The organism is Paenibacillus solani, from assembly GCF_001277345.1.
Taxonomy (GTDB): Bacteria; Bacillota; Bacilli; order Paenibacillales; family Paenibacillaceae; genus Paenibacillus_AQ; species Paenibacillus_AQ solani.
The window spans coordinates 145,058-159,137 of sequence record NZ_LIUT01000006.1 but is presented as its reverse complement, the minus strand read 5'-3'; the positions used below and the strand labels follow the sequence as shown (position 1 = coordinate 159,137).

At 48.7% G+C, this 14,080-nt stretch carries 13 protein-coding genes; 1 reads left to right on the top strand and 12 read right to left on the bottom strand.

Going from position 1 to position 14,080, the window contains the following annotated elements:
• Positions 1–81 precede the first annotated feature (81 nt).
• A complete protein-coding gene (locus AM231_RS22070; RefSeq protein WP_054404897.1) occupies positions 82–1,404 on the bottom strand; it encodes a sulfatase-like hydrolase/transferase in 1,323 nt (440 codons plus the stop codon).
• 160 nt (positions 1,405–1,564) lie between these two features.
• Between AM231_RS22070 and AM231_RS22065 the strand changes: the two genes are divergently transcribed.
• Positions 1,565–2,428, top strand: a complete 864-nt coding sequence (locus AM231_RS22065) for an AraC family transcriptional regulator (RefSeq protein ID WP_242615273.1) — start codon at positions 1,565–1,567, stop codon at positions 2,426–2,428.
• Between the two features lie 204 nt (positions 2,429–2,632).
• On the opposite strand, the gene AM231_RS22060 is transcribed toward AM231_RS22065, so the two are convergent.
• The 11 genes from AM231_RS22060 to AM231_RS22010 form a co-directional block, all read right to left on the bottom strand.
• Positions 2,633–3,616: a hypothetical protein gene (locus tag AM231_RS22060; RefSeq protein ID WP_054404534.1), complete on the bottom strand. Its 984-nt coding sequence runs from the start codon at positions 3,614–3,616 to the stop codon at positions 2,633–2,635.
• Complete coding sequence (locus tag AM231_RS22055) at positions 3,616–4,104, bottom strand: RNA polymerase sigma factor (RefSeq protein ID WP_054404533.1); 489 nt, start codon at positions 4,102–4,104, stop codon at positions 3,616–3,618. The genes AM231_RS22060 and AM231_RS22055 overlap by 1 nt, the downstream gene beginning before the upstream one ends.
• Before the next feature lie 364 nt (positions 4,105–4,468).
• Positions 4,469–5,419, bottom strand: coding sequence for an ABC transporter permease (locus AM231_RS22050; protein ID WP_054404532.1), 951 nt, complete (start codon positions 5,417–5,419; stop codon positions 4,469–4,471).
• A 6-nt stretch (positions 5,420–5,425) separates the two neighbouring features.
• The gene (locus AM231_RS22045; RefSeq protein WP_054404531.1) at positions 5,426–6,481 is read right to left on the bottom strand and encodes an ABC transporter permease; all 1,056 of its coding nucleotides are present in this window, start codon (positions 6,479–6,481) and stop codon (positions 5,426–5,428) included.
• Positions 6,474–8,006: an ABC transporter ATP-binding protein gene (locus tag AM231_RS22040; RefSeq protein WP_054404530.1), complete on the bottom strand. Its 1,533-nt coding sequence runs from the start codon at positions 8,004–8,006 to the stop codon at positions 6,474–6,476. The genes AM231_RS22045 and AM231_RS22040 overlap by 8 nt, the downstream gene beginning before the upstream one ends.
• A 261-nt stretch (positions 8,007–8,267) precedes the next feature.
• Complete coding sequence (locus AM231_RS22035; protein ID WP_054404529.1) at positions 8,268–9,380, bottom strand: BMP family lipoprotein; 1,113 nt, start codon at positions 9,378–9,380, stop codon at positions 8,268–8,270.
• A gap of 248 nt (positions 9,381–9,628) precedes the next feature.
• On the bottom strand, positions 9,629–9,817 hold the full coding sequence (locus tag AM231_RS22030) for a hypothetical protein (RefSeq protein ID WP_054404528.1): 189 nt from the start codon (positions 9,815–9,817) through the stop codon (positions 9,629–9,631).
• 445 nt (positions 9,818–10,262) lie between these two features.
• Positions 10,263–11,288 (bottom strand): SPFH domain-containing protein, encoded by a 1,026-nt coding sequence (locus tag AM231_RS22025; RefSeq protein ID WP_054404527.1) that lies wholly within the window; start codon positions 11,286–11,288, stop codon positions 10,263–10,265.
• 20 nt (positions 11,289–11,308) lie between these two features.
• A complete protein-coding gene (locus tag AM231_RS22020; RefSeq protein ID WP_054404526.1) occupies positions 11,309–12,097 on the bottom strand; it encodes a TPM domain-containing protein in 789 nt (262 codons plus the stop codon).
• Positions 12,094–13,125, bottom strand: coding sequence for a TFIIB-type zinc ribbon-containing protein (locus AM231_RS22015; RefSeq protein WP_054404525.1), 1,032 nt, complete (start codon positions 13,123–13,125; stop codon positions 12,094–12,096). Before AM231_RS22015 ends, AM231_RS22020 begins: the two co-directional genes overlap by 4 nt.
• A 36-nt stretch (positions 13,126–13,161) precedes the next feature.
• Positions 13,162–13,866, bottom strand: coding sequence for a PspA/IM30 family protein (locus tag AM231_RS22010; protein WP_207383680.1), 705 nt, complete (start codon positions 13,864–13,866; stop codon positions 13,162–13,164).
• Positions 13,867–14,080: the final 214 nt, after the last annotated feature.

Here is a 14,080-nt window from a genome sequence, read left to right as displayed (position 1 = left end):
CCAATCATAACGAAAAAGCCCCGGTATCGGGGCTTTTCTTAATATGACCAATAAGCCTAACTAATAAGCTCTGGTCCACACTCAGGACCCGTGACGTTGCACTTTTTCATACCAATCCTGCACACCCCGGCTAAGCCGCTCCACGATCTCAGGGTAATGTTCCGCCAGGTTGGTTCGTTCTCCCGGATCCTTCGACAGATCGGATAGATGTACTTCATCGGGAACTACCCGGTCAAAGTCGAGTTTTCCGTTCAGCACCAGCTTCCAATTTCCTTCCCGGACAGCCAATTGGCCGTGATACTCCCAGAACAATTGCTTATGCGGCGACGGCTCGCCCCTTATGAGCATCTCCTTCAAGCTGCTTCCATCAATCGCTATGCCTTGAAGCGGACCTCCCGCCACGGGATCGACACCCGCCAGATCGAGAAAGGTCGGTACAATGTCCATCATGGCCGCTACCTCATCGCGTACTTGTCCGCCATCAAATCCGTTCGGCCAGCTCAGTATGGCAGGTTCACGGATTCCGCCTTCAAACAGACTTGCTTTATGCCCACGGAAGATTCCCGCGCTCCCGCCGTAATAAATGTCCTCCGTCCCGTCCAGCCAGTTTCGGCTCTCGGAAGATGGTCCGTTATCGCTGGAGAAGAAAATGACCGTATCCTCGTAACAGCCGGCATCCTTCAGTGCCTTCACGATCTCACCGACGCCGTCATCCACCGCCGCAATCATGGCCGCCATGACCTGCCGATCCCAAGGCAAATGCGCAAACCGGTCCATATATTCCTTCGGTGCATGCATCGGGTAGTGCGGCGCGTTATACGATGCAAATAAGAAGAAAGGAGCGTCCTGCTCCCGGGATCGTTTAATGAAATCAACCGATCGTTCCGTAATCAGCTCGGTCATATACCGCCCGTTCTCCCAAACCTCCGTTTCATTTTCCCACAGATCATGCAGCGGATTGACACCATGACCTTGTCCCCAATAAAAAATATGCGAGTAGAAATCGACGCAGCCTGCCTTAAACCCGAAAAACTCGTCGAAGCCGTGTGCATTCGGACTGGTCTCCTCAGATATGCCCAGATGCCATTTTCCATACAATGCCGTTCTGTACCCGGCAGGCTTGAGCGCCTTCGCCAAAGTCACCTCGTCAGCAGGCAGTCCATGCGAACCGCGTTTCGCTCCCAGAATCTCACCGACTCCCGCTCGGGACGGATACTTGCCAGTTAATAATGAGGCACGCGAAGGAGAGCAAACCGGAGAATTGGAATACCAATTCGTAAAACGAATACCTTTCTCAGCCAATTCGTCCAGATGCGGGGTTTTCACGGTGTCCGATCCGTAACAACCAAGATCTCCATAGCCTAGGTCATCACAATAAATCACGATAAAATTTGGTTGCTTCATATCTTTTTTCACCTCTCCCTGCTCGACTTGTTCCATCATCATCGTAACCCTTAGACAGACGAATACGGAATGCTCAATTCTTGCAATTATTAAACAATATGTTGCATAGTATCCATAGCAAGAAAAATGACAGGTACAGCTGGGAGGAGGAAGTATAACAGTGCATCAAAAGCCATCCAGAGAAGAGTACTTTAACAATCCGGCTCGTTTTGAAACTCAACTGGGATTATGGATATTCAAATCGGGTATACACCCCTTCTTCACCGAAAAAGTAGGCCCCCGGTCCGTCGAATTTTATAGTATACATTTCGTTGCCAGCGGCAAGGTGCGATTTGGATGGGACGGCAGCAGCACCACTCTCTCGGAAGGCGATCTGTTCTGCCTCTTTCCCGGCTCGGTCTATACCTATGTTAAGGACGGCGACCAGCCGTCTACCACGATTACCTGGACTGCGTTTATGGGGGAGCAAGTGCCTTCCATATTGCAGCATGTCGATTTATGTCCGGAGCTTCCCTATCGGCAGCATGCCTTCGGAGAAGATACCCTGGCTGTCATTAAGGACATTCAGAGATTGCTCCGGCAGCCACAGTTGGACTCCAGCCTTCAGCTGATGTCACTGGGATTCCAGTTGATTCACAGCATCGATCCGAACCGAGACCAGCACCTCTCCGCTGTTTCGTCTGCTTCCGACTGGCTCGAATCCGTCCTAGCGTATATGAAGCTTCATTGCACGGAGAACCTGTCTGTGGAGGAGCTTGCTTCCTGGGCTGGCGTGCATCGCAGCCACTTCACCCGTGCGTTTACCCGCCGATATGGCATCTCTCCGTCCCGCTACATGCAGCAGTTAATTATGGAGAAGGCGACCCGCCTGTTATCCACTGAAGGGACCAGTATCACGCAGGCTGCTTTATCCCTGGGTTATTCGGATTTATTTACATTCTCCCGCGCCTTTACCCGGTATTTCGGCATGACGCCTAGTGCATTCGTGACAGCAAACCGCTCATCATCGATGGTAAGCGAATAACAGGGAATCGCCATACGATAAACGTAAAAAGAAACGCCACGAGCTGTCCGACCAGCCATCCAAGCATGCCCCGAACCACGCATCGTAGGCACGGAGCAGTGCGCACGATGTACAGATCCTGCATTAATAATAGAGGCCATCCGATTAGGAATGGCCTCTTGTTTTTTTTGCATTATCTTTTTTCGTTGCTATAAAGAGGACGACCTACTCCACCATCAGATCCCACAGAGTGGTGAACGCGTCCGCTTCCAATTGGAAGAACACCGGTGCATTGGCATATCGCACATATTGACCGCCTTTAAACAATCTTAACTGGACTTCCGTCCCTTCCTGCAGCTGGATATAGAGAAACTTCTGCTCGCCCGATCCGGTCTCGTAGATCCCTTGATCAAGCAAAACATCCTCTGCAACCGGCTTCGCCTCATTTAACGCCTCAACGAAGGATTGCACCGCCGCATCGTCAGCAAGCTCGCGCAGCTTGTTCTCGCCCATATTCCAGCTGTCGAAATCCTGCCATTTGACCGAAGTCATGTTCCCCATCAGATTCAGCTTGCCGATGATATCCTCGCCCTTGGTAACCGTAATCCCGTTCAAATGCTCATACAATTCGGCATAGACCTCACCCTCATGTTCCATATAGGACATGATTCTAAAATCGGTATCATACCCTTTGACCGAGAAAATATCCATTTCGCCAATCGTCGAAGCTAGCTCCGTGTAATCATCGGAGGAGCTCCATTCCGTAATTCCCGATTTCGACCGTCCGAGCTTGTCGCCCCGCAGCTGCTTGGCGGTTTCCGGCGTGATTTGCGTACCGGTTTGGGTGTAGATATTGCCTTTGTATACGACCAACCCGATCATGTCGGCTTTGACGTTGCTATCATCCGGAAGCTCGATCTTCGGAATGGTTACCGGATCATGATCGACCTTGGCTGTCGGCGGCGTATTTTCCTCAATCCCTTGCATTTGCGGATTATAGGTGGCAACGGGAATCTCTTCACGATCCAATATGATTGAAATGACCAGGGCTAGCCCTAGCATCACCGCCATACTCACGCCAACCATCCCCCATCGATTCCTTCTCGTTGTCTGACGCTGATGTTGTTTCATTCCTCTCATGATCCGCTCCTCCAATCCTTTGTCAGGTTCTATTCGATCTATCAATGATTTATAGTCCTTCCGATTCATCAATCGTCCTCTCCTTCCAAGTCCATACGCAGCAGCTTCCTGCCGCGCTGAAGACGCATCTTGACCGCAGACTCGTTAATCTGCAAAATCCCGGCGATTTCCTTAACGGAATAATCCTCGTAATAAAATAAATGGATGACGGATTTATACTTGAACGGCAAACGCATGACGTGTTCCATCAGCGTCTGTTCAGAAGGCTCGACAAAATAATCGTTCATATGCTCCATCTTGGTTACCCGCTTGCGCCACAGGCTCCCTTGCATGTTCTTGCAGTGGTTCGTAATCACCCGAATAAGCCAAGCCTTCTTATGCTCCTGATCGCTGAATTCAGGCGCTTTATATATCAGCTTCATGAACGTCTCCTGAATGGCTTCTTCGACATCCTGTTTATTCCCAAGGTACACCATCGCTATTTTAAAAAGCATATCGCCATATAATTCATAGGTTTCCGTAATATCTCCGCCCGGCCGGAGCGAATCGATCTGCATCGGTTGTGACCTCCTTTTACCTTTAACACAGTTATGGACGTGGATCGGTCACATTTTGTTTACGGATTTTTTTCGACATGCAGAAGAAGATGTCCCAAAAGCTCTCAGATCTGGTGTACCCCCTCTTTCTGTTAGGAGACGCTCCGTATACGAATCGTTCCTCCCATCGCTGCCGCTTGCCCGGAATCGTTTCCTCCTCTCCGCTAGACAGACGGTTGGCAAAAAAATGGCGGTGCTAGGGATCATCCCTAGCACCGCCATTAGAAGAAGTCAACGTACGTTAATCAAAAAAACCTCCAATACGCCTATCCTAAAGCTGGATAAACATATCAGAGGTTCTATGGGTACTGCAAGAATTGGCGATTTATCGTTTGCCTGAATCGAACGGCTCCCCTACGGCTTTCGGCGCATTCGAGGATTTGGAGAAAATCACGAGTGCGATCAGCGTGACAATATAAGGGAAGATCTTTAGAACGACGGGCGGGATAACCGCCAGCGATGGGATGACCTGCGACACATTAGCCACGGTCGTGGCAAACCCGAAGAATAGAGTAGCCAGCAGAATACCGAGCGGCTTCCATTGCCCGAAGATCAAGGAGGCCAGCGCGAGGAAACCAAGACCTGCCACATTCCCTGTAAATTCTCCGGAGTATGTCAACAGGATAATCGCTCCCCCAAGCCCGGAAAAAGCACCCGAGATCATGACGCCGACATACCGCATGGATTGAACTTTGATACCGGCTGCTTCCGCCGCATGGGGATGCTCACCGCAGGACCGAAGACGCAAGCCAAACGGAGTACGGTACAATATAAAACCACTAGCCAAGAGCAATACCAATACAAGCCATGTGGTGATATATGTTTTGGTGAAGAATAAATCCCCAATGACCGGAATGTCCGACAGCCACGGAATATTAAACGGTCTAAATCCGTTGATGCTGATTTTGCCACTACCCGTAATATTGCGGGCAAGGAAAATCGTCAGCGCTCCTGCGATCATATTAATCGCCGTACCGCTTATAATCTGGTTTGCACTGAGGTTAATGCTCGCAAAAGCATGAAGTAACGAGAATAACGCACTCGCCACAGCTGCAGCCAGCAGACCTACCCATAATACCCACGATTGGTCGGGATATTGCGCCCGCATCGTGAAGATAACAAAAGCCCCGATGAAAGAACCGACAATCATCAAGCCGTCAAGGCCGATATTCACGACCCCGCTTCGTTCACTAAATAACGCACCTAACGCGGTAATCAAAAGCGGGATCGTATAGGCGATGGCATACGGAAAAATCTGTTCAATCGTTGTCCACATATGTCCTTACTCCCCCTGCTTTTTATTTGCCGCGCGGCGCAGCTTCAATTTGTGGTAGAGACGTTCAATCAAGATGCTGGTTGCCGCGAAATAGATAATGATCGCGATAATCGAATCGGCAATTTCCGGCGGAATCTCCGTCATGGCATTCATAAATCCTCTGCCTGAATAGAGAATCCCGAAGAACAAGGCCGATACGAATACGCCGACAGGAGCATTGATGCCAAGCAATGCAACAGCAATTCCGTCAAAGCCCTGGCTCGGCATAACACCGATCTGCAAGCTGGAGGCATTACCTGCATACTGCGCAACTCCCGCGAGGCCTGCGAGTCCACCCGAGATGAACATCGACAGCACAATGCTTCGTTTGACGGCAATGCCCGCATATTCGGAAGCATGCCGGTTGAACCCGACCGCTTTCAGCTCGTATCCGAGCGTTGTTTTGTTAATGAGGAACGCTACAACCAGAACAGCGATGACCGCAATAAAAAATCCAAAATTGATATAAGATCCCTGGAACATATCGCTGAGCCATTGCTGGTGCAGCATCGCATCTGCTGGCAGCTGGCGCGACTCGGTTTCCAGACTGGTCCCTTTAAAGTAAGCTGGTATGACATAATACACAGTCCAGTAAGCCGTCCAGTTCATCATGATCGTGGACACGACCTCATGCACGTTGTACTTGGCTTTCAAGAAACCTGGAACAACGGCCCAGAGTGCGCCGCCGATAAATCCGGCCAGTACCATGACCAACAGAAGCAGTGCGCGTGGCAATTCTAGCGACAAGCCGACAGCTGTTGCACAAAAGCCACCAAACAGCATCTGACCCGCAGCTCCGATATTAAACAGGCCAGTACGGAAGGCAAAAGCCACCGACAAACCGGTAAGAATCAGCGGCGTAGCCGTGGCCAGCGTATTTCCAATCCGCTCCGGGTTCTTGAGTCCGCCCTGGATGAGATACTTATACCCTTCTACCGGATCATGACCGGTCAGAGCCATAAGCAGCGCCCCCGCAATAAGTCCGAATAGGACAGCAACCAATGATTTTACGCTGTTATTCATGTGGCGCCTCCTCTTTCTGATACCCGGCCATCATCAAGCCAAGTTCTCTTTCGTTCGTTTCGGAGGTGTTAACGATTCCTACCAGCTCACCGTTATTAATGACGGCGATGCGGTCCGACAGGTTCAGTACTTCATCAAGCTCCAGGGAAATCAGCAGTACGGCTTTTCCCTTATCGCGCTGTTCAATCAGTCTGCGGTGAATATATTCAATCGAGCCGACATCAAGGCCTCGGGTTGGCTGGACAGCAATAAGCAGATCCGGATCGCGTTCGACCTCGCGGCCAATAATCGCCTTCTGCTGATTTCCGCCTGACATGGAACGCACGATTGACCGGCCGCCCGTTCCAGACCGTACATCAAAGCTCTGAATGATATGCTCCGCATGCTTGCGGATCGCCTCAGGCTTCAGCAGTCCATTCTTGGAGTAAGGAGGGCGGTTATACACCTCAAGAATCAAATTTTCTTCGATGGTGTAATCCAGAACCAATCCTCTTTTTTGACGATCTTCAGGAATATGACTGATGCCGCTCTCATTCCGCTGCCGCACAGACAGGCCGTTCAGCGCCTTGCCGTTCAGGCTCACGGTTCCACTCTCTATAGGAAGAAGACCCGTAATGGCTTCCACTAATTCGGACTGTCCATTTCCATCCACGCCCGCAATGCCCACAATTTCACCGGCATGCAGATTCAGACTGAACGATTTGACCGCATCGACTTTTTTACTGTTTTTGACCGTAAGCGACTGGATCTCAAGCACAGCATTACCCGGACGGCCCTCCTGTTTGTCTACCTTAAAGGAGACGCTCCGGCCTACCATCATTTCGGCCATAGCCTCACGGCTCGTGTCAGCTACCTCTACGGTACCGATCGTCTTTCCGCGGCGGATTACGGTGCAGCGATTCGCAACCGCTTTAATTTCTTTCAATTTATGGGTGATCAGAATGATGGATTTGCCTTCGTTAACCAGATTCCTCATAATGCCCTGCAGATCTTCAATTTCCTGCGGCGTCAGCACGGCGGTCGGCTCGTCAAATATAAGCACTTCCGCATCGCGGTACAGCATTTTGAGAATTTCTACCCGCTGCTGCATGCCTACCGAAATATCTTCGATTTTGGCATAGGGATCCACATTGAGGCCGTATTGTTTGGACAGCTCCTCGACTCGCTTGGCAGCCGATTTCACATCCAGACCGAAGTAAAATTTGCGTGTCTCACTGCCGAGAATAATATTCTCGGTCACAGTAAACGGTTCCACCAATTTAAAGTGCTGGTGTACCATTCCGATGCCGAGCTTATTCGCTACATTCGGATTCGTGATGCGTACTTCCTTGCCGTGAACCTTGATCACACCACGGTCAGGCTGGTACATGCCGAACAGGATACTCATCAAGGTGGACTTGCCTGCCCCGTTCTCGCCGAGCAGCGCGTGAATCTCACCTTTTTTCAGCCTTATCGTAATATCGTCATTGGCCACAATCCCCGGAAATTCCTTGCGGATGCCCACCATCTCGACAACATAGTCCATGGTTTAGGGTCCTCTCCTTCTTTTTTGTTGAATATCTACCCTTATTACATAAATCGAAACCCATATTCATTCGTATAAAGCAATACAAGTGCAATCGCTTGCGCCTATGATACCGTTCTGTACCTTCAGCTTTTTAGCGGAATGCATCCTCACCTTAAAAAAAAGACGGAGAAAATCCGTCTTTTTCTTATAGGTATCGCTGTTTGTCAAAGCCAGGTATGACCACGTTATTGCAAACACTCTTTCGAGCGCCAGCTGCTATTACTTAATCAAATCGCCTTGCTCTGCTGATACTTTAATTTCGCCGCCTTTGATCTTGTTGAACACTTCGTCCACTTGCTTAAGAACATCATCGCTCAGATTCGGGTTGTTCTCAGGAAGTCCGATACCATCGTTGGTCGCATCTAGCGTGAGCGTCTGTCCGCCCGGGAATTTACCTTCCATCTCTGCCTTGATCATATCGTAAGCTGCATGGTCAATTTTCTTAACCGCCGAAGTCAGAATTACAGATTTATCGCCTTCGTAAACACCATCCTGGTATTGGTCAACGTCTACGCCGACCACCCATACATCAGATCCGTTCTGTACACGAGTTTTCGCTTCGTTAATCGCACCAACGCCAACACCGCCTGCTGCCGCAAAAATAACATTTACGCCGCGGTCATACATTTGAGCTGCCAGTTGGCTGCCTGCTGCAACGTCGTCGAAAGATCCCTGATATACAACGTTTTCTTTGTTGATGACCAGCTTCGTGCCAAGATTTTCATTAGCATAAGCTACGCCCTGCTGAAATCCCCAGTTAAATTTCTGTACAGGAGGAATCTCCAGACCACCGATGAAGCCCGCTTGCCCATCCTTCACATGAAGTGCTGTAGCAACGCCTGCCAGGAAGCCGGACTCCTGCTCAGCGAAGTAAATCGAGACCGTATTCTCCTTAACAACCGGAGGTGCATCTGGCTCGCCAGAGTTAGGTGTTCCATCGATAATTACGAACTTAGCATCTGTATATTTGTCTTGTGCCTTAAACACCGCTGTTTCAAACTTAAAGCCAGGTGTTACGATGAACTTGTATCCGGCATCGTACAGGTTTGTGATTTCTTTTGAATAATCTGCCTCTGTCTGACCGGCTGGCTTCAAGTATTTATATTTCATTTTGAAATCCTCATTGGCCTTTTTGATTCCTTCATAAGTCCCTTGGTTAAACGACTTGTCATCGATCGTGCCTGCGTCTGTAACCATCCCAACCATAAAGTTCGCTTTAGGTGTTTCTCCGCCTGCACCACCACTTGGTTCTGAAGCTGGTTTAGAACCACAGCCCGCCAGCATTGTGACAGATAATGCCAGACTGATTAAAGATAAGACCCCTTTTTTCATTAAGGATAACCCTCCTAGGTATATATGCCCGAATACTAGATTCGCGCTATATCTACAATATATTAATAAAGTAGGCCCTTTTCAACAAAAATTTGGATGATTCTGTCAAACTGCATCTTCGCCGCGGTGAACCGTGTAAGACAGGACCCCTCTCTTACAGGAAGACCTCGTATCCTCTTCACATCATAAAAAATACTATCCCCGCAACACGTTATGCATGCGTTATCATCCGCACGATGAATGATTATTCACTTGCGGTTAGGTTTCCTCATGCGATTAAACGCAATCAGTGCGGCAATAACCATCGCGATATACCCCAAGCTGCTTGCCGCATCAGGTGACATGCCAAACAAGGTAGCCAGGGTCGTAACCAAATTATTCGTAAGCAGGGCCACCGCTACCAATAGAATCGGACGCCAAATATTATACCTTCTCATTCTTGTAACACCTCCAAGCCGGTTTACAATAGCCAGATTATAGTTTCATACGATCATTAATGATCAGGTGAATTATACCATGAATAAGAATGCGTTTACATTAATGATTATTAGAATCATAGCATATTAGAACCGAGACTTGTTTGAAGGAAAATTCGATGAATGAGATGGTTGAGAGTGGGTAATAGATGCGAGGCTTTGATTGCATGAGGTTTAAAAAGATTAAATTTAAAAAGATGGGTTTTAAAGTGTGCTGCCCTGCCAGTTAAGAGATATACTGCTGGCTATAAAAGAACAGCAACCTTCACTTTGAGAAGCAAAGGTTGCTGGATTGTTGAGGATTTTCTCATCTCACATCTACAGTGATCTGAAATAGCCATCAATATATTACAGAAGATCGCATGCATATTTTGCTGCTAGATTAACATCTATAAGTACATGCCTCTCAGCTCAGCTTATAACCGCAATTCGGACAGAAGTTCGCCCCTTCATTCTTCGCGCCGCAATTCGGACAGAAATTAGGCTTCTTGCTTCCTTCGGAAGAGGATGAAGGCGCTGGTGTTGAAGTCTGCTGTCCAGCCTCTGGATTAGGGTTTGGATTCTGATTGTTCTGATTCTGGCCTTGGTTCTGGTTCATATTCTTCATCATTTCATTGGCCATGTTCATTCCCATCATCATGCCGGCCATATCCGAAGCCGCTCCGCCGCCCTTCACCTTGCCGGAAGCGATGCCGTCCGTCATGCTCACCTGCTGGTACTTCTGCAGATTGCCAATCATTTCATGAGAAGCTGTCTTCGTGATCATGTCCTGGATCTCTTGCGGGTAATTAAAGCTCATGACCTGGAAGCCGGTAATCGTCATCCCGTTGTCCATCACCTGCATATCCAGATCTTCCTGAATACCCTTCGCAATATCGGAGGCATTCGCCTGCAGATTGAACATATCCTTGCCTTCGCGGCTAATCCACTTCATGAGCAGCTGATCGAGGACCGAAGTAATCCGAATCTTCACGTCCTCAACCAGATAGCTCTCCTTCATCCCGGCAATCTTGTCAATCAGCGTCATATAATCGGTTACTTTAAAATTGAACGTACCGTTGGCGCGAATCGGCATGCCACCCGGAAGCTGCGGTGTTGGAATCAAAATCGGACTCTGCGTGCCCCAGCGCACGGTGAATTCCTTGGTGTTGACGAACAAAACCTCCACGCGCATGCCGCTGTTAAAGCCGAACTTGAAGCCCTTAAGCGTAGACAGGAACGGAATAATATCCGAATCGATATTATAAACTCCTTCCTTCTCAAAGATCCCTTCGATCTTGCCGTTGTTCACAAAGATTGCATCTTGCCCGGAGCGGATGATTAATTTACTGCCTTTTTTAATCTCCCGGTTGCTCCACTTCCAAAAAATCATATCATCTCTGAATTCTTCCCATTCCACTACATTGGAGAATTGATTCTTGAAAAATCCCATCTATTCCATCATCCTTTCAGTTAGAATTTACCGCTGCTGCTGCTGTGCGAATGACCACCTCTAGTGACTCCGCCACCGCTGCCGCCGCCCGAGCCGCTGCCCGTATTGCGCTCAATCTTCCGCTTGGTTACCGTTGTGCGAATGTAACGGTCCTGCTGATCCAGTATTCCCGAGGTGCTGTCATCCGCATAGGTCCGACTATTCACCGTCACCCGGCCGCCGGAACGGTAAGCCATAATCCCTATGGCAACAGCACCGATGGCTGCGGCAGTTCCCAATTGAAACCAAATATTAAACAGAATATTATCGGGGTTCCTGTCCGGCTCAAAGCCCATATAGCGATGAGCGGTTTTGATGTATTTTTCAAAAGCCTGTTTATAATCGCCTCTCGACAAAGCTGGGGTTATCTTGCTGCGTATTTTATCCAGTCTGCCGGGATCAAGATACTTCTCTGCTTTATAATAACCTTCCAAATGTACGTCATTAGAGTCCATTACAATAGTCAGAATAGCGGTATTGCCGTGTGGCTTATCATACCCGGGCGCATACTCGTCGTAGAAATCTTCCGTCCACTGCTTAACGCTGACATTCTCGACACGATCAACCGTCAGGATCATAAAATCCGTTTCGCGCTCGGCACCATACTTATTGGCCATGGCATTCAATTCATTGCGTTCTTCCGAACTGAGCAAATTGGCATCATCAAAAATCAGCTGCTTGTCGCCATCAGCATTTACGATCCCGGTGGGCATCATCCAGCATACAGTTAGTAAGAATAATACCATCCATAATGCATAACGTCTTCTCACAGGAATCCTCCCCCCATCGTCCAGGAGATCAGCTTCAATGATAGCAAGGAGACGCCCGAAATGCCTGCAAACCATGCAGCTACCTTCGCTTTGCTGATCGGCGGCTTGCCGACTACCTTCCCTGTCTGACCATTCATCGCAAAGGTATGCTCCATTTTATTGTAATCATAGTGGACCATCCAGACCGGGAGCAAAACATAATCCGCTTGTTTTAAGGTCGTATCGATCTGTTTGTGCGTGAAATTTACAGTCGTATACCCTGACACCGCCGAGGAGATATAGGAATCGATGAAAGATTGAATCTTATCCTTGGCCCGTGGGTATAGCTGCTCGTCATTGTAACTGTATTTCTCCGCAATATAACCGGCTAGATACGGTGTTTTAAAATCCTTCAGCTGCTGGTAGGGGAACGGCTCCAGTTTATCCATCACTTCGTCATTCATCTTCTCCGAAGCATCGATCGGTACCTTCACATAATTTAAACGAATCTTGCGGTAGATATCAAAGTGCTGCGTCTCCGTATATTCATAATCGCCCCGAGTATAGGTACTTACCTTGGTGCCATGACCATGAACCTCCACCCGATTATGTAGATCATAGAGCCAGAAGGGCACATACATCCCGGTAATTCCCTTGATCCGGTCTGCTGTCATGAAGTCGCTTGGTGTCAGAAGACCGTTTCTGCACCATTTCTTGAAAGCCTGTATGGCTTCTTCCTTCGTAATCGAAAAAGGGATAACCATCGCCGGAGCTAGTTCTCCGCTTAACCGATCGCTCAGTACAACAGCAGATCCACAGAAGCTGCAAGTTGTAGCGCTCGTCTCCGGCTCAGTCACGAGAACGGCCCCGCAGCTGGTGCAATGATACTCCTTCACTTCGTCTTCTATAAATACCTGCTGCTTCAGCGGGTCTGGAATTTCCTCGATATTATCGGTTCTGCCGCAGCTTGGGCAAGTCAGTTTCCCTGTATCCCCGTCAAAAACCATGCTGCTGCCGCAGTTTGGACATTTATATTCAATAACCGGCATTCAATCACCTCACTAACAATGAATGGACTGCTCTATTTACTCCTTCTGCTTCAGCTTTTCTTTTATGGCGGCTAATTCATCCTCCGCACGGGTGGCCTTGGGCTGAGCAGCTCCGTTCTTCTCCATGTTTTTCTCCAACTCCGCCATCAGATCATCCAGATCGTCTTCCTTCGCTCCTGCACGTAGTTCAGCCAATGCCTCGGCTTCATACAACGCGCGGCTCGCCTTCTCCTCCAATGTGTTAAAAGCCGCATTGGCTCCACTTATGGAGGAGCCGCCTGAGTTTAATTCCTGCTGGGTTTTGGCGGCGGCCATTTTCCCTTTAATCTCGGTGTATCGCGCTTCTAACTTGTTCATATCCGACTCCAGCTTATCCTGCATTTGCTTCATCTTATCAGCGTTGGCGGCAGCTGCTTCATATTCAGTCTGGAGATCGGTGAGCTTTTCGGCCTGCACCGCTTTTTTCTCCAGAAACTTCCGAGCGGCATCCTCGTCTCCTGCTTCCACCGATTTCTCGGCGTATCGCTGCAGTTTCTTAATCTCGGCTTGGCACTCATCCAGCGCCCGCTTTGATCTTCGTTCATCCGCTTGCACAGAGGCTGTCTCTGCCTTCACTGTACCCAGGTCGCTGTTCAAGCTCCGCATATAAGTGTCGATGGCCTTCTCCGGATCTTCCGTCCGTTCCAGTAATGCGTTTATGTTCACCTTCATCACATCTTTAAACCTCGATAAGACTCCCATCATGAGTTCCCCCTCGAAAAGTTTACATTTAACCTATAATACCCTATAAATCGCTAAAAGGTTTCATTTGCAATAATCCAATGGAATATATGTAAATAAATTACTATCGATTCCAAAAAAATAACCCCCCGATTGATTGGTCAAGACCCCATTTAATAGACATTGAAAAAAGACCCTAGGCTATAAACTGCTTCCGGAACTCTACCGGAGGCAG